A 16986-nucleotide genomic window follows, 5' to 3' on the forward strand; every position below is an offset into this window, starting at 1 on the left:
AGAGGTGCGCAGACGAAATCAGAGATTTCTGGCTTACCGTCATTTTCATACGGATTTCTTAACGGCCTTTGTATCTTGGTGGAATTGAACACGGCCTAAACGCTGTGAGAAAAAGATCGCCTCCCTTGAGTCTTTAGTGACTCAGCGGTCGGACGCCTATTTTCTCTTTGCGTTCTTAACGGCCTTTGTATCTTATGATAGGAGGAAAAAAATGACAATTGTTGCTGCACGTATTGATGGACGTTTGATTCATGGGCAGGTTGCCAATCTTTGGACAACAAAATTAAATATCAGCCGTATCATGGTAGTTGATGATGAAGTGGTTAACAGTGATTTAGAAAAAACAGCACTAAAATTGGCAACACCGGCAGGAGTGAAGCTATCTGTATTAACAGTTGAAAAAGCTGCCAATAATATTTTAGCTGGCCGGTATGGCTCTCAGCGTCTGATGATTGTTGCGCGTAAACCAAACTATTTCCTGCAGTTAATTGAAAAAGGTGTTTCCATTCCGGAGCTGAATGTCGGAAATATGTCACAGACGCCGGAAACGCGCTCAGTTACACGTTCGATTAATGTTATAGATGCAGATATTGCAGACTTCGATGCTATTAAGTCTAAAGGAACGAAGCTCATCGCTCAGATGGTTCCGGGAGATTCACCAGCAGATTTTATGTCTTTGCTGGATAAAGCAAGATAATTTTCATCAATATATATTTCAAACTGTTAGGAGGGAAACATCATGATTCAATGGTGGCAAATTCTATTACTGACTCTGTATTCAGCTTATCAAATTTGTGATGAGCTGACGATTAATACATCTGCAGGTTCCCCTGTCTTTGCCGGCTTTATCGCCGGTATTATCATGGGTGATATTGAAACCGGCCTTTGGATTGGAGGCAGTTTACAGCTTATGGTGCTTGGTGTCGGTACTTTCGGCGGTGCTTCCCGTATCGATGCGACATCCGGTGCAGTGCTTGCGACAGCTTTCTCCGTTGCTCAAGGCATTAAACCGGAGCTTGCCATTTCCACAATTGCGGTGCCTGTAGCAGCTTTAATGGTTTATACCGATATTCTTGGTCGCTTTTCTACAACTTATTTTGCTCATCGTATCGATAAACATGTTGAAAATTTCAACTATGCGGCTATTGAGCGCAACTATCTTTATGGTGCTGTTCCTTGGTCTTTGTCTCGGGCCCTGCCGGTATTTCTTGCCTTGACTCTTGGCGGCAGTGCGGTTGACGCGATTGTACAAGGTATTTCCAACGTTCAGTGGTTAGCTGATGGTTTGACCCTTGCGGGTAAAATGCTTCCCGGGCTTGGTTTTGCTATCTTACTTCATTACTTGCCTGTTAAACGCAATATCCACTATCTGGCGCTCGGATTTGCTATTACAGCAATGATGACAACTGTTTTTAGCGGGCTGTCTTCACTTGGCAGTGCAGTTTCAGGCGTTGTAAAAGATTTTGATGCCAGCTCATTTAGCAATGGTCTTCCAATGATAGGGATCGCCATCATAGGTGCAGCTTTGGCAACTATTCATTACAAGAATGGTCAAAATGTAACTGTCGTTGAAACAAAAACAGAAGTTTCAGAAAGCGGGGAAATTGAAGATGACGAAATCTAATTACAAATTAACTAAAGCAGATTTTAAACAAATCAATAAACGCAGTTTGTTTACTTTTCAATTAGGCTGGAACTATGAACGTATGCAGGGATCAAGCTACCTCTATATCATTCTGCCCCAGCTTCGTAAAATGTATGGGGACGGTACAGCTGAATTGAAAGAAATGATGAAAACACATACACAGTTTTTCAATACCTCGAACTTCTTTCATACGATCATTACGGGGATCGACCTTGCACTTGAAGAGAATGAAGGTGTAGCAGCCAAAGATGCCGTTAATGGGGTCAAAGCTGGTTTGATGGGACCGTTTGCACCGATTGGAGATTCTGTCTTTGCTTCGCTCGTTCCAGCGATTATGGGCTCTATTGCCGCTTCTCTTGCAATGAACGGCAATCCTTTAGGGGTCTTTCTTTGGGTAGGTGTAACGTGTCTAATCAATGTTTTCCGCTGGAAACAGTTGGAGATTGCTTACCGCGAGGGGACAAAGCTCGTTACAACCATGCGTGATAAATTGACTGCCCTCGTTGAAGCCGCTTCGGTTATGGGAGTTTTTATGGTCGGGGCACTTATTGCGACAATGATTAATTTCCAGTTTACTGCAGCACCTTCTATTGGTGACAAAACTATTGATATTCAAGGGCTCTTTGATCAAATTTTCCCGCGACTTGTTCCGGCACTTTTTACAGGCACAGTCTTTTGGCTGCTCGGCCGTAAAGGCATGACATCAACAAAAGCTATCTTAATCATCATTGTTTTTGCTCTTGCGATGGCATACTTTGGCATTCTTGGTGTTTAGTAGGTAAATGTTTATGGCAAAAGAATTAATTTTAGTTAGTCATGGTTCTTTTTGTGAAGAATTAAAAAAAAGCGTTGAAATGATTATGGGGCCCCAAGAGACTATCCACGCTGTGGGACTGTATGAGTGGGAAGGAACAGAAGCATTTAGGGAAAAATTCCTAAATATCATTAAGGATTTAGACGATTATATTGTTTTGGCCGATTTGATGGGAGGTACACCTTGCAATGCAGTGTCCCGTCTATTGATGGAAGGTTACCAGTTTGAGCTCTATGCGGGTATGAATATGCCGATGGTTATTGGATTTTTGAATGGCCAGCTGATTGGCGAATCCGTAGATCTTGTCAATTTTGCCAAAGAAAATATTCTGCATGTCAATGATCTGCTCTTATCTTTTGAAAAGGAAGAAGACTGAATCTTTCTAATCCTTTGCTCAAAAAAGTAACCCAAACGGTTGCTTTTTTGGTATGTCATTTATAAAATGGTAATAGTATGTGGTAACAAAACAGGAGGACTTTATTGTGGCAAAATATATTAAGGCAGACGTATTTTATTATCCCGATGAAACAAAAGACGGCGGCTATTTAGAGATTAATAACGGCCGTTTTGGACAGTGGCAAAGCAGTCTGCCTAAAGATGGAGAGGTGATCGATTATTCAGGATATCAGGTTGCTCCGGGGCTTGTTGATACTCATATCCATGGATATGCCGGACACGATGTCATGGATAACTCGGCTGAAGGCATCAAAGTGATGAGTCAGGGACTCTTATCAACAGGGGTAACATCATTTCTGCCAACAACTCTGACATCCACATTCGAACGGCTGAAAGATGTTTCTGAAACAATAGCTTCTGTAGCGGATGAAACAACCGGTGCCAAGATCCGCGGTATCTATTTTGAGGGCCCTTATTTTACAGAAAAATACAAGGGGGCTCAAAACCCATCTTATATGAAAGACCCCAGTCTCGAAGAATTTACGGCATGGCAGAAAGCAGCCGGCGGGCTTATTAAGAAAATCGCTATAGCCCCGGAACGCAAAGGTGCTGCGGAGTTTGCCTCAAACTTGACTGCTCAGGGTGTGACAGTAGCTCTCGGCCATTCCAATGCAACTTATAAAGAAGCCAAAACAGCCGTGGATGCCGGTGCTTCAGTCTGGGTGCATGCCTATAATGGAATGCGAGGGCTTAATCATCGTGAACCTGGTATGGTAGGTGCCGTTTATAACATTCCAAATACTTATGCGGAGTTAATTTGTGATGGACATCATGTGTCACCTGTGGCCTGCCATATTTTGATGCAGCAAAAGAATTATGACCATGTCGCTTTGATTACAGACTGCATGAGCGCTGGCGGCTGTGCAGACGGTGACTATATGCTTGGTGAATTTCCTGTGACTGTAGCTAAAGGGACAGCGCGCCTGAAGGACAGCGGCAGTCTGGCCGGTTCGATTCTAAAACTGAAAGATGGCTTGAAAAATGTCGTCGACTGGGGACTTGCCACAGCAGAAGAAGCTGTAAAGATGGCCAGTTTTGTTCCTGCTGTATCAGTAGGGATTGATGATGTTTGCGGTCAGATTAAGGAAGGCCGTGCAGCTGACTTTATTGTTTTAGATCAGGAACTGAACCTAGAGGCGACTTATTTGGATGGTGAAAAAGTTTATCAAGCTTAGGTTTATTGTCTCCGCAAAATATGTGACAGTACAGCCAACTGAGCTTGGCAAAGCAGACAGCGAACTCAGGCAGTACATGCTGTATCAAATTTGAGAGCAGGAGCTTTTAGCAAAGCGTAAAACGTATCTGCTTTCCAGTATAGTATATAAAAAGCTCAAAACCAACGGTTCAAACTAATTGGTTTTGAGCTTTTTAAACAGGTCAAGGCCTTGGACAGTGAGCTGCTCATTTTAAAAAGAACAGTTTTTTATTCAATGCGTACTGATTTTCTCAGGTTTGACTCGCCTGTAAAGAGAGTAAGCACCATCTAAATTGTGGACCCTGAAGCCGTTTTGTTTCAGGATGCGTTCTGCAATATAAGAACGCTGCCCGCTGTGGCAGCTGACAATATAGTCCTTGCTTTTATCCAGAGAAGCCATCTGGGACCGCAAATCATTGAGCGGAAGATTACAGCTGCCTGTGATGTGGCCTTGCTTGAATTCCTCCTTAGTGCGGACATCCAGCAGAATTTCACCTCCAGCTAAGGCTTTATCTAAATCATACCACTGAATAGGAGTACTTTGCCCTTCAATGATATTGCTGGCTGCATAGCCGGCTATATGGACAGGGTCTTTGGCTGATCCGAAAGGGGGAGCGTAGCTGAACTCCAGTTCAGGTAAATCGAAGACAGTCAGTTTAGCTTTGATTGCGGTAGCCAAAACATCGATTCGTTTATCAACTCCCTTCTCTCCCACAGCCTGCGCTCCGTAAATAGCTCCTGTCCGGCTGTCAAAAATTAATTTTAAGTTTAAATCAGCAGCATCAGGATAGTAGCCCGCATGGTCTTTTCCGGCGATATGCAGAACAGCCGTATGGGGGAAGTACCGGCGAGCCAATCCTTCATTTAAACCAGTCGAAGTAGCGGTTTTATCAAAGATACGGACAATAGCAGTGCCGAGACTTCCCTTATTTTTACGGGGCAAACCCGCAATAATATCTGCCACCTGCCGCCCCTGCCGGTTGGCGGGGCCAGCTAGTGAAATCAGACTGTCTTTCTTGGTGAGTTCCTGTTTGACCAGAATAGCATCGCCTACAGCATAAATATCGGGGTTGCTGGTTTGATAATTCTCATTAACGATGATACCAGACCGTTCTCCCAGCTGGAGTCCAGCTGCCTGAGCCAATTCTGATTCCGGCTGAACTCCAACAGCCAGAATGGTTAAGTCAGATTTCAGCTGTCTGCCGTCTTCAAGAATAAGCGTTTTACCCTTGTCTTTAAAGAGCTGCACCGCCTGGTTAGTGTAAACAGTGATGCCCTGCCTGTGCAGTTCTTCCTCTGCTAAAGCAGCCATTTCTTCATCAAAAGGCGGCAGGATATGATTTGCTTTTTCAATAAGCGTCACGTCCATTCCTTTTTTAGTCAGATTTTCGGCCATTTCCAGTCCAATAAAGCCAGCGCCGACTACGGCTGCTTTACCCCCAGCTGTATGCTGCAGTTTTTCCATAATGCGGTCTAAATCTGGGATACTGCGGAGAGTAAAAACATTTTCTGCCTCAGCCAAGCCCGGTATTTTAGGGATAAAAGGTTTAGCACCTGGTGATAAAATAAGTTTATCATAGCTTTCCTTATAAATTTTGCCCTGATTAACGGCAGTTACTTCTTTTTTGGACGGGTCAATGGCCAGTACTTCAGTCTCTGTCCGGATATCTAAAGCGAATCGCTTGTTTAGCGTTTCAGGAGTCTGAACCAATAAATCGGATCGCTCGGCAATTTCACCGGATACATGAAAAGGCAGGCCGCAGTTAGCGAAAGAAACATAGGGACCCTTGTCAAAAACAATAATCTGAGCCTCTTCCATCAGTCTTCTGAGGCGGGCTGCAGCCGACATTCCGCCGGAAACCCCGCCAATAATGATAATTTTAGTCATCTTATTTTCCTCCTGTTATCCGCCCCTGCCAAGATGCCATACCGCCGCGGATATTAACGGCCTTGTAGCCTTTTTTACTTAAAATTCCTGCAGCTCTCTGGCTGCGGCCGCCGGACTGACAGATAAGATAGATAGGCTGATCTTTGCTGCCCTGATAATCGGCAATCCTTTCCAGCGGCCAGTTTCGGGCTTTTACGATATGCCCGCTCTGGTATTCTTGGGGAGATCGGACATCTAAAAGTGTTATTTTTTGCGATTTCAGCAATTTTTCCAAGTCAGCAGCAGTGATGCTGGCTGAAGACGTTTTTTTGAAGAGATGCATGAGATTGCTCCTTTCCTAAAATACCCCTATAGGTATATAACATGTTAACATACAGGCAAAAGGCTGTCAAACAACAAACTTTAAAATAGTTTTAATTTGCTCTCTATACCCCATCGGTGTATAATAATTTTGGTAGAATTGAACACGGCCTAAAATCCTAGTGAAAAAGATGAAGTTTACACGATGGATATAGGGATATTGCAGAACAACCCTAGCCGTAGACGTCTGAAAGCTTTGTCGCCTTAACAGTCGACCGCAGCTTTCTAGTCGTCTTGGCAGAGGTGCGTCAGCGAAATCACAGATTTCGGACTTACCATCATTTTTGCTTTGCTCTTTTCACGGCCTTTGTATCTTATTAAAGGAGAAGACTATGCAGACTGAAAAAAAAGATATTATGAACCGCTTAAAGCGGGCCGAAGGACAGCTTCGGGGCATTCAGAAAATGATTGAGCAAGATCAGGAGTGCATTGATATTGTAACCCAGCTGACAGCAGTCCGATCGAGTATCAACCGAACAATGGGCTTAGTCATTGCCAATAAAATGACTGACATTATGAAACATCCTGCCGCAGATACCAAAATTCAAGAAAAAAATATTCAGCAGGCCATTGATTTGATAGTCAAAAAATAAGCGTCAGCACTGGTAAGATACTGTTAGCCAATGTCATATGGAACTGGTAATTGTCATCTGCTTCGAATTAAGGCATAATATCTCAGGAAAGAGTAATTGAGTCAAAAAGAATTATAAAAAACAGAATGTTGACAAAACTTATTTAGGCTGGTGAAGTGACTAAAATTAAACTTAAAGCATAAACGTTAGAAGCTTTAGAAACTCTGAGCAGTATTGCTGCGGCAAACTTCCTAAGAGTTTTTTTATTTTTCTTAAAATTGAAAAAGATTGAAGAAATCGCCCAACGTGAACTTTTTCTTCAATCTGAAGTCTGAAAATGCTGAAGCATCATCCTTTAAGTTTGTTTTGAGGGAAAGCTAGAGGCATTGTTTTTTATCGTTTTTGTAATTAAAAAAACAATATGGTTATTTACCATGTGCTTAGCTTAGTCTCTTAGTAGTAAGGACAAGAAAGGTGCTGATGATATTTCTTTCTTGAGAACAACTTTATCAGTACAGCGACTGTTATGAAAAGGTGAGGGACATAAAGTAGTTATCATAAAAAGCTTTATTTCTACAAATATTGTGGTATAATATAAACAAAACATGAGTTTAAAATTATAATTTTTCAATTAATTAACTAAAAACTCATAATCGTAGCTTTTGCTAACTGCTTGTGAATTGAAAGCTGTATCTAGGAGGTTTATTGAAAAGAATGGTTAAAACATCAAAGCATCGTCTGTATTTCCTCATCCCATTTGTATGGTTTGTGGCACTGTTTTCCTTAAGTAGTCCTGTTCAGGCATCAGATGTCAGTGCTAATGTCACATCCTTAACGGTATCACCTGCTGAGATTGCTGATGGAGGAAAAACGACAGTAAGGTTTACGTTTGATGAGCATGTTCAAAAGATTAAATCAGGAGACACTATTAAAGTGACTTGGCAGAATTCAGGCACAGTTTACGGCTCTGGTTTCAGTCAGACAGTCAGGTTAACAATTCAAGGGACTTACATAGGAGACTTAGTTATTAGTGATGGTCAAGCGCTTGTCACTTTTACTGATGGCGTTAATGACTTGCAAAATATCACTGGCTGGGGAGAATTTGAGATTCAAGGACGCAATTTGACACAAACCAGTGGTGAACACACAGGTTCTTTTGTAATTAATAGCGGTGGGCAGTCAACAAGCCTTACAGTTAAGAAAGGTGCTGCAGGGACAAGTAGCGTTTTCTACTATAAAACAGGCGATATGCAGACCGACGATACAGAACATGTGCGCTGGTTTTTGAATATAAATAATGATCGGGTCTATGTTGATGGTGATGTACGGATAGAAGATGAGATTCAGTCAGGCCAAACCTTAGATATAGATAGCTTTTATATCACAGTCACTGGTTTTCGAAATGAGGTCTATGCTGGTTCGGATGCTTTAGCGAGATTTGCCGCTGACTTTGCCGGCTCGGTTATTTCAGCAGATGCAAAGACTGGTAAAATAACGGTTCTAATACCAGGCGGCTGGGTATCTTTAAACAGTATCAGCATCATGTATTTGACAAAAATAGATAATCCTGATCAAAAAGCATTTGAAAATTATAGTAAAGCATGGTATCAAGAAAATGGGAAAGAAGCTGTTAATGGTCAGGAGTTTAACTACACAGTGGCTAATGTTGCTGCTGATGGCGGAGCCGATGGCGATAAAACGACAACGACTACTGTGACAGAAAGTTCTACAACTAGCCAGCCTACTAGTACAACAGTGACAGAGAGCCCTACGACCAGTCAGAGTACTACAACAGTGACAGAAAGTTCTACAACTAGTCAGCCTACTAGTACAACAGTGACGGAGAGCTCTACAACCAGTCAGAGTACTACAACAGTGACAGAGAGCCCTACAACCAGTCAGAGTACTACAACAGTGACAGAAAGTTCTTCGGCTAGTCAACCAAACACGCCACAAAAGTCAGTCGATTCTAAAGGTAAGAAAGCAGCCAATAAGCTTCCAACTACAGGCGATAAGAGTGACAAATTAATGACAGCTGTTGGTTTAGTTACTGTTTGGATTGCTATTTTGGGAGTCGTACTTTACCCTAAGTTAAGGAACGCAGTACGCTAAGACAGTATGAGGTTAGAAGTGCCCTACTGACCTTAGTTTATTGTTTTTGCAAAATGATCTGATTTTATGTATATAGGCCAATAAATGAAGCTGGGACAAAAGTGCTCAGCTTCATTTATTTATGTTGTTATAAATGAAGTGGTTGAGTAACTGATAAGTCAGCTTGACAAGCTTTCTGACGTTAAGCTACACTTGACTGATCTCCAAGCTCCTAAGCTATGTGGAGCTGAAAGTAAATTAAGACTTGGTGAAAAATCGAGAACAGTGACATGACCGATTGCTGTCTCACTCTCATGTTACTAATAAGACCTGCTGTCATTGGGAATACTGGAGGAGTAGCTACTGTAAAAGTAGAAAGTTGATAGATGAGGCTTTCATCCTTTTAATTTAATGGCTTTTATTATAAAAGCTGACAAAAAAGAAAAAGCCTTTTCTACCAAGGCTTTTAATACGTCTGTTTTTGCCACCACCGAGAATCGAACTCGGAACGGAGCATTACCATTGCTCTATTATACCATTTAACTATAGCGGCTACTTTTCTATAGTATCATGAAAGAAAATTTATAGCAAGAAAAATGTTATATTTTTAGCTATTTTCTATCTCTTTTTTCAGAAAATTAGTTGGAAACTTTCTGATTGTGCAGACCGACCGCCCAGAGAATAGCAGTTTGTCTGTAACTTTTTACTCAGCTGCCTAGAGAAATACACAGAAAGATGTTATAATTATCGAAAAGGTTTTCAGCAGTGCCGTGGTTTTCATTTCGTCAGAAATGAAAACGGCCTAAAATCCTAGTGAAAAAGAGACGCAATCGTAGGAAGCCGCAGGCTGACGTACGAGTGTGGCTGCTTCTGTGAGTATGCCTGCCAGTGTGATGCAGGCAGAGCTAAACAGCCCTAGCCCTAGCCGTCTTGGCAGAGGTGCGCCAACGAAATCAGAGATTTCTGGCTTACCGTCAGCCGTAGCCGTCTGAAGGCTTTGTCGTCTTAGCAGTCGACCGCACCCTTCTAGCCGTCCTGGCAGAGGTGCGCCAACGAAATCAGAGATTTCTGGCTTACCGTCATTTTCATACGGATTTTTATACGGCCTTTGTATCTTGGTGGAATTGAACACGGCCTAAAATCCTAGTGAAAAAGATGAAGTCCGTCGCAATGCAGGTCATCGCTCGTCCTTCCCTATTTTCATACGGATTTTTATACGGCCTTTGTATCTTGGTGGAATTGAACGCGGCCTAAGCTCTTTGCAAAAAAGACAACCCTCCCTTGAGTCTTTAGTGACTCGACGGTCAGGTTCCTATTTTTGCTGTGAGCTTTTAACGGCCTTTGTATCTTGGTGGAGGTGTTTTATGTCAGAACATGAAGAAGTTAAAGGACAAAAGGATCCTTTTCAGGAGGCTATTCGGATCAGCATGGAGCTGAACAATACTTACCACAGTCCGGAAGAGGTAAGGGCGATCATGAGTCGGCTTTTGGGAATAGAGATAGATGACAGCTTCCGTCTTTTCCCGCCTTTTTATACGGATTACGGTAAAAATATCAGTCTGGGCAAAGATATTTTTATTAATTCAGGCTGCCATTTTCAGGATCAAGGTGGCATAGAAATCGGTGATGGCTGTTTTATCGGCCATAATGTTGTGCTGGCAACTATTGATCACGATCTTAGGCCTTCAATGAAGCGTAAAAACCATTATGCGCCAATCAAGCTGGGGAAGCATGTCTGGATTGGCTCTAATGCGACAGTTCTCAGCGGTGTTACTATAGGTGACTGGGCAGTTGTCGCTGCAGGTGCAGTCGTTAGTAAAGATGTACCGGCTTATACTGTTGTCGGCGGTGTTCCTGCCAAGGTGATTAAGCAGATTGACCCCGACAGCTGAGGTTAAGAAAGCTATTTTGCTGTTGAAATGATATAATATATGCCATCAATGATGTAAAGGGGTTATAACAGTGACTTACGAACAGGAATTTTTACAGGATTTTGAAGCTTGGATTGATTCACAGATTGCGGTGAACGAGATGGCTATGGCCGCCAGCCGAAAGCTTGTCGAAGAAGATCAGGATGAACGGGCGGCTGATGCTTATATTCGTTATGAAAGCAAAAGGGATGCTTATCAGTTTATCCGCGGTAAGTTTGATAATTACCGTTCCGGTAAGGGCTTTCACGAAGCGCCGGAGGGTTTAGTTAAAAAGAACACCTACTGAAGGCGTGTGTCAGCGCTCTGAGGAGACGAGGACTGATTTTACGGAATGCCCTATGTTAAAGAAACATGGGCTGAGCCGGACTAGATTGCTTTCTGCGGGAAATTCTGTTACAATAAAAAGCATTCAGAGGTATTTTGAGTTTGTCTGTTTACAGAAAGCGGTGGGGCTGAGAAATCCGCACAGATGTCAGAAGAGTTGCTGATGGTTAAAATGAGAGAGATAAAAGCAGCGGGTTTGAAGCCCGAATGTGGGTGGTACCGCGGAAATCACAATGAGATTCGTCCCTGTCAATACAGACAGGGACTGTTTTTTGTTTTGATACAGAAGAGGTTCTCTGCTGGGCGGCAGCTGCTGACAGGCATTAAGACAGCAAAAACTTAGGATAGGTTTTAGCTGAGAAAAAGAACATTCCCAGTTTTGCGGCTGTTTGCGAGCCCCTCTTGCAGATGTGGCAGCGGTTCTGTATTAAAAAATCATAATTAGCAGGAAAAGGGGCATAAGCGTGAAACAAGTGTTAGAAACAGAAAAGTTTTATTATGGCTTTCCAATCTTTATTATCGGTTATAAAGATGAGCGATTCGGTTATAATATCACAACAGCCAGCTCTTCCTACAGCTTGGGAGATATGGTTGTTGTCGGTTTGTTTAAAGGAAATAATGCTGCCCATCAGATTCGCAAGTATCGTTCTTTTACTGTCAATATTCCGGAAAAAGAAGAAGCCTCGGTCATGGAGCAAGCTGGATTTATGACAACTCAGGATAAGCTGTCGCTTTTGTCAGTCAAATACAGCCAAGCTGCAACAATAGACGCTCCTTTGCTGGCTGCCTGCCGGGTTAATATAGAATGTCAGGTTGAAGATATTCAGGACTGGAAACACTATGTTAATTTTACTGCACGGATTACAAAACGCTGGGCTGACGAAAGCTTGCTGAATGAAGATGCCCATTTTAAAAGCGCAGGCTTCCATCCTATGATTTATATGGGGGATGGTGAAAAACGGATATACCGTTATTTAGATGAAAAGTGTTAGGACGGATTAGGGTATGGTTATGAAATAGCAGAAGAAGGAGCATAATGAAGATTATAGGGACATTTGAGAACAACCAATTGCCGGTTATAGAAACTGACCGACTCTGCCTGCGGCAGCGGACAGCTGCTGATGCTGGCGATATTTTTGCCTATGCCAGCCTGCCGGAAGTCACATGGCCGGCTGGCTTTCCGCCGGTACAAACGGTGGAAGAAGAAGTTTTCTACCTTGAGGAAATTTATCCGCAAAATCTCCAAAAAGAAGACCTCCCTTCAGGCTACGGCATTACTATCAAAGGCCAAAATAAAGTAATAGGTTCACTAGATTTCAACCACCGCCATGCAGATGATGTGCTGGAGATAGGCTACACCCTTCATTCCGATTACTGGGGACGGGGTTATATGCCCGAAGCTGTGCGTGCACTGTTGGAAGTAGGTTTCACCCTGCTTAAACTTCACAAGATTGAACTAGTCTGCTATGATTACAACAAGCAGAGCCGCCGTATCGCCGAAAAACTAGGCTTCACCTTAGAAGCCAGAATCCGCGGCCGCAAGGACGCCCAAGGCAGACGCTGCGCCAGCCTCACCTACGGATTGCTGAAAAGTGAGTGGGAGGAGAGAAAATGAGCTTATTCAAACTAACTAATGGAAAACTTGGAAGTTTAATAGAAAAAACTTTTAAGTTAGAAAAGGAACTGCAACAATTGTTTGAAAGTAATTTGGAAGAATTATCAGGATTGGAATTTGTAACTACTGAATTTTCTATTCAAAATCAACGTTTAGACACTCTAGCTTTTGATGAGGAAAGCAATTCTTTCGTTATTATAGAATACAAGAGGTCGACGAATTATAGTGTTCTTGACCAAGGGGTTTCCTATCTTAACACCTTATTGAAATATAAGGCTGATTTTATTTTAGAATATCAGGAAAAGACGGGTAAATTACTAAGGAAGAATGCAGTTGATTGGTCACAAAGTAAAGTCGTTTTTGTTTCACCAAACTTCACTTCATTTCAAAAACAAGCTGTTGACTTTAAGGATTTAAATATTGAACTTTGGGAAGTCAAACGCTTTGAAAATAATTTGTTGCTAATCAATGGAATCAATAAATCAAAAAATGCACCCAGTATCAAAACATCAGTTTCTGAAGATAACTCAGAGTTAGCACTAGTAACTAAAGAATTAAAAACTTATTCTGAGGAAGACTTATTAGCAAATAAATCTGATGATATGGTTGAATTGTATGAAGCTTATAAACAAGCTATATTTCAACTGATTCCAGATGGTAATTTAGTTGCAACTAAGTTATATATGGCTTTTAAACAAAATAAACGGAATATTGTTGATATTGAGATACAAAATAAACAGTTAAAACTATTCCTTAATGCAAAATTTGGAGAAATTGAAGATCCCAAACAGCTTGCCCGTAATGTTTCAACAATTGGGCACTATGGCAACGGTGATTATGAGATAAAGATCACTGATACCCAACACCTTGAATATATTATGAGTTTATTGAAGCAGGTGTTATAAGAAGCAAGTGTTTTTTCATATTGTATTTGAAGTGATTTATTCTAATGGATACTGTGGTTAGATAGAAATTCAGCACTATGTCTTGTTGATTGGATAAAAAAGAGATGGAGAATTTTAGTTACCATATGTACCGAAAGGTAGTGATTGTATGAATAATAAAGCAAAAATATTAGATGCTTGGATAACAGTGGAGCAACTAAGTGAAGGAGATATCAACAGGAAAAAGAAAGAATATCGGCAATTTTTAGGTAATCAGTATTTGCAAGAATTACAAGAATTTGCAGTACAATATCAAGAAAAATTAAAACCAAAGGAACGAAAATATTCTGGTTTGGTTCTTTATTTTGGTATTTTTCCATTTCAAGAAACACTTGAACAATTGAGGCATCAATACCGACTGAAGCCTACTGATGAAGAATTAACAGTATCAGATAAATTTACATTTGCTTTGTACTTTGATCATCAATTTAATTTTATTCAAGAACGTTTTTTTTATACGATGAGTGGCCACATTCGTCAGAAAGGTATATTACCAGATGACTTTCGACGAATAGAAGTTGATCTTGCAGATTTAATTGAGAAACAAATTCAGGATAAAGGCTTTAATATAGCTTTTACAATGTTGCTGCAAAAATACGGTTTTTCATCACAAGACTGTCGGTTTTCTTTTATTAAAAATTTAGCAAATGCGGATAAGCTTATGCACTCACACTTTTTTAAAGATTTGAAATATGCTAAGCAGGTAACAACACCAAATTTGGAGCGTTACCTACAAGGATTTTCAGGCTCGACCGTTGAGCTGGATAGTAATAAAAAGTCGAGTCATCAAGTATTTTCAGATATACTAGCTCCGCAAAATTATCCGATGGGACGCTTTCCAGGCAACAAAAAGCATCCACTTTCTATGATGCAACAAATAGCTGTCAATCTTTCTTTAAATGATAAAAATGATATTCAAAGTGTTAATGGACCCCCAGGAACTGGGAAAACCACTTTATTGAAAGATATTTTTGCAGATTTGATTGTTCAGCAAGCAAACACGATATGTCATTTAGGCGAACAAACTTTAAAGGCAAGCGTGCTTTATAGTAGTGATAAGAATAAAGTGGCGCCTCTGCCATTATCTATTGCAAGTAAAGGAATTGTTGTTGCTAGTTCAAATAACGGAGCAGTACAAAATATTGTTAAGGAATTACCTCAGTATAAACTCGATGAGAAGAGCGATTTTTTAGAGGATTTAATAGCGGTCGACTATTTCAATGGTGTTGCAAATGACACTAAAGATTCTATGGTGAACTGGGGGATGTTGTCAGCTGAAGGAGGAAATTCGAAAAATCTTGAGCAATTAGAATTTACTTTACATAAAATGCTTGAAGAATTAAATTCTGAAGAGTTTATACCTAATCCTAAGGTATATCAAGAATTTAAACATCAATATAGTCAGTTGAATCAAAAACGACAAAATGTTCAGGCAATTGCAAATGAAGTTGCTTCTTTGCCAAATTTGGTGAAGAAGCAACAGGCGTTAAAAAAGGAACTAGAAGAAAGAAGTTTGTCTTATCAAGAACAGCTAGACAGATATCAAAATGAACTCCAAATATTAACTTTAGAAAAAGAACGACTTGAGACACAATTAGTGATACGATATGAGGAGCAACAAAAACTGTTTCAAGAACAGCTATTAGCCCAACAGGCAGTATCTTTACTGAAGTTACAAAGTCCACCATTATTTTGGTTGAAAAAATTATTTTTTCCAACTCAAGTGGCGGATTATTTAAACGAATTACAGGATATTAGTGAGCATTTACAGCAATTGGTGCGAGAGTCTTCGAGTGTAAAACATACAATTGCTATTTTAAAAGAAAAGCAAGTAGCTAATGAGAAACAAATAATTTTGTTAGAAAAGCAATATGCCCAGTCAGAAGCAAGCTATCAAGAATGGTTAAAGCAGATAAATAAAAAATATCATGAATGTAGTGAAGAAATAGTTGCTGTACAAAGAAAAGTTAAGTTGAGTGGTATTAAGGTACCTGATTTTTCATTATCACATGAGGAATTGCAGAAGTCACAATTCTGGTTTGATGATTCTTATCGCTACGAACAAAGCCAATTGTTTATTAAAGCCTTAGCAGTTCGGAAACAATTTTTATATGATAATAAGGAGAATGTTAAAGCAGGAATTTCGATTTGGACAGAGCAATGGAAGTATTTGACAAAAGAAAATGCTCAAGAGTTGTTCCAAATTGCTTGGGATTGGGTTAACTTTACGATTCCAATCATCAGTACTACATTCGCCAGCTTTGGTCGGATGTTTAAAAATTTATCAGTAAATAGTATTGGACATTTATTCATAGATGAAGCCGGTCAGGCTCTTCCTCAAGCCAGTGTTGGAGCCATTATGAGAAGCAAGCGTATCTTTGTAGTAGGCGATCCTTCTCAAATTCAACCTGTCCTTACTTTGGACTCTCAGGTTCTAGGTCTGATTGCCCGTCATTACAGCCTTACTGAGCGTTACATATCTCCTCAAGCTTCTACGCAATCTTTAGTTGATGCAACCAGCCAATATGGTTTTACTAAACTAAATGGGACCTGGATAGGTATTCCACTTTGGGTACACAGGCGTTCAAAAGATCCTATGTTCAAGATTTCGAACACTATATCTTATGATGGCTTAATGGTACAAGGAAAGACTGAAGAAGAATCTAAAGGAAAGGGAGGATGGAAAGATGTTTCAGGCTCAGCTATTGATAAATATGTTGTAGAGCAAGCAAAAGTCTTAAAAACAGAATTAGTAAAGAGACAAAAAATATCTCCTACTATTTTTGATGATATCTTTGTTATTACACCTTTCAAAAATGTCGCTCAACAATTAGCTAAAGAGTTACGTCGTATAGGGTTTACTAAATACAATGATAATAAGCCAACCAATGTTGGTACTGTTCATACATTCCAAGGGAAAGAGGCTAAAATTGTTTATTTTGTTTTAGGAGCCGATAATCAAAGCCGTGGTGCTGCAAATTGGTTTGCTTCACAAGCGAATATTATGAATGTAGCGGCAACTCGTGCTAAAGAAGAGTTTTATATTATCGGTAACAAAACTCTTTATAAAAGTTTAAATAGCTCGATTATTACAGATACTATTAATATTTTGGATAATTATGAGAATAAAGACTTTAATAATTAAGAAAGG

At 40.5% G+C, this 16986-nt stretch carries 15 protein-coding genes and 1 tRNA gene; 13 read left to right on the forward strand and 3 right to left on the reverse strand.

Annotation, left to right across the window (positions count from 1 at the left end; genetic code table 11):
* The first annotated feature begins 211 nt into the window (after positions 1–211).
* From DDV21_RS03190 to nagA, 5 genes are all read left to right on the forward strand, one after another.
* A complete protein-coding gene (locus tag DDV21_RS03190; protein ID WP_116877931.1) occupies positions 212–697 on the forward strand; it encodes a PTS sugar transporter subunit IIB in 486 nt (161 codons plus the stop codon).
* A gap of 42 nt (positions 698–739) precedes the next feature.
* Positions 740–1624: a PTS mannose/fructose/sorbose/N-acetylgalactosamine transporter subunit IIC gene (locus DDV21_RS03195; RefSeq protein WP_116877930.1), complete on the forward strand. Its 885-nt coding sequence runs from the start codon at positions 740–742 to the stop codon at positions 1622–1624.
* The gene (locus DDV21_RS03200; RefSeq protein ID WP_116877929.1) at positions 1611–2420 is read left to right on the forward strand and encodes a PTS system mannose/fructose/sorbose family transporter subunit IID; all 810 of its coding nucleotides are present in this window, start codon (positions 1611–1613) and stop codon (positions 2418–2420) included. Before DDV21_RS03195 ends, DDV21_RS03200 begins: the two co-directional genes overlap by 14 nt.
* Before the next feature lie 13 nt (positions 2421–2433).
* Positions 2434–2835, forward strand: a complete 402-nt coding sequence (locus tag DDV21_RS03205; protein ID WP_116877928.1) for a PTS sugar transporter subunit IIA — start codon at positions 2434–2436, stop codon at positions 2833–2835.
* Positions 2836–2941: 106 nt separating this feature from the next.
* Positions 2942–4090, forward strand: a complete 1149-nt coding sequence (nagA, locus tag DDV21_RS03210) for an N-acetylglucosamine-6-phosphate deacetylase (protein ID WP_116877927.1) — start codon at positions 2942–2944, stop codon at positions 4088–4090.
* Positions 4091–4342: 252 nt separating this feature from the next.
* On the opposite strand, the gene DDV21_RS03215 is transcribed toward nagA, so the two are convergent.
* Both DDV21_RS03215 and DDV21_RS03220 read right to left on the reverse strand, forming a co-directional pair.
* On the reverse strand, positions 4343–5998 hold the full coding sequence (locus tag DDV21_RS03215) for an FAD-dependent oxidoreductase (protein ID WP_116877926.1): 1656 nt from the start codon (positions 5996–5998) through the stop codon (positions 4343–4345).
* Position 5999: 1 nt separating this feature from the next.
* Positions 6000–6320 (reverse strand): rhodanese-like domain-containing protein, encoded by a 321-nt coding sequence (locus DDV21_RS03220; protein WP_116877925.1) that lies wholly within the window; start codon positions 6318–6320, stop codon positions 6000–6002.
* 370 nt (positions 6321–6690) lie between these two features.
* Here DDV21_RS03220 and DDV21_RS03225 point away from each other — a divergent pair, with 370 nt between their 5' ends.
* Both DDV21_RS03225 and DDV21_RS03230 read left to right on the forward strand, forming a co-directional pair.
* Positions 6691–6951 (forward strand): metal-sensitive transcriptional regulator, encoded by a 261-nt coding sequence (locus DDV21_RS03225; RefSeq protein ID WP_116877924.1) that lies wholly within the window; start codon positions 6691–6693, stop codon positions 6949–6951.
* Between the two features lie 693 nt (positions 6952–7644).
* Complete coding sequence (locus DDV21_RS03230; RefSeq protein WP_116877923.1) at positions 7645–9042, forward strand: LPXTG cell wall anchor domain-containing protein; 1398 nt, start codon at positions 7645–7647, stop codon at positions 9040–9042.
* A 461-nt stretch (positions 9043–9503) separates the two neighbouring features.
* Here DDV21_RS03230 and DDV21_RS03235 read toward each other — a convergent pair.
* A tRNA-Thr gene (locus DDV21_RS03235) sits at positions 9504–9574 on the reverse strand.
* An 811-nt stretch (positions 9575–10385) separates the two neighbouring features.
* On the opposite strand from DDV21_RS03235, the gene DDV21_RS03245 reads away from it, so the two are divergent.
* The 6 genes from DDV21_RS03245 (at position 10386) to DDV21_RS03275 (ending at position 16980) form a co-directional block, all read left to right on the forward strand.
* Complete coding sequence (locus DDV21_RS03245) at positions 10386–10913, forward strand: DapH/DapD/GlmU-related protein (protein ID WP_116877921.1); 528 nt, start codon at positions 10386–10388, stop codon at positions 10911–10913.
* Positions 10914–10983: 70 nt separating this feature from the next.
* On the forward strand, positions 10984–11238 hold the full coding sequence (locus DDV21_RS03250; RefSeq protein WP_116877920.1) for a DUF1912 family protein: 255 nt from the start codon (positions 10984–10986) through the stop codon (positions 11236–11238).
* Between the two features lie 502 nt (positions 11239–11740).
* Complete coding sequence (locus tag DDV21_RS03260) at positions 11741–12268, forward strand: flavin reductase family protein (RefSeq protein ID WP_116877918.1); 528 nt, start codon at positions 11741–11743, stop codon at positions 12266–12268.
* 44 nt (positions 12269–12312) lie between these two features.
* Positions 12313–12891, forward strand: a complete 579-nt coding sequence (locus DDV21_RS03265; protein ID WP_181963485.1) for a GNAT family N-acetyltransferase — start codon at positions 12313–12315, stop codon at positions 12889–12891.
* Positions 12888–13796 carry a DUF5655 domain-containing protein gene (locus tag DDV21_RS03270; RefSeq protein WP_116877916.1) on the forward strand — a complete coding sequence of 303 codons (909 nt, stop codon included), beginning with the start codon at positions 12888–12890 and terminating at the stop codon, positions 13794–13796. Before DDV21_RS03265 ends, DDV21_RS03270 begins: the two co-directional genes overlap by 4 nt.
* Positions 13797–13944: 148 nt before the next feature.
* Positions 13945–16980 (forward strand): DEAD/DEAH box helicase, encoded by a 3036-nt coding sequence (locus DDV21_RS03275; RefSeq protein ID WP_116877915.1) that lies wholly within the window; start codon positions 13945–13947, stop codon positions 16978–16980.
* The last annotated feature ends 6 nt before the right edge of the window (positions 16981–16986 follow it).

It is taken from the genome of Streptococcus chenjunshii (assembly GCF_003086355.1).
GTDB classification, from domain to species: domain Bacteria; phylum Bacillota; class Bacilli; order Lactobacillales; family Streptococcaceae; genus Streptococcus; species Streptococcus chenjunshii.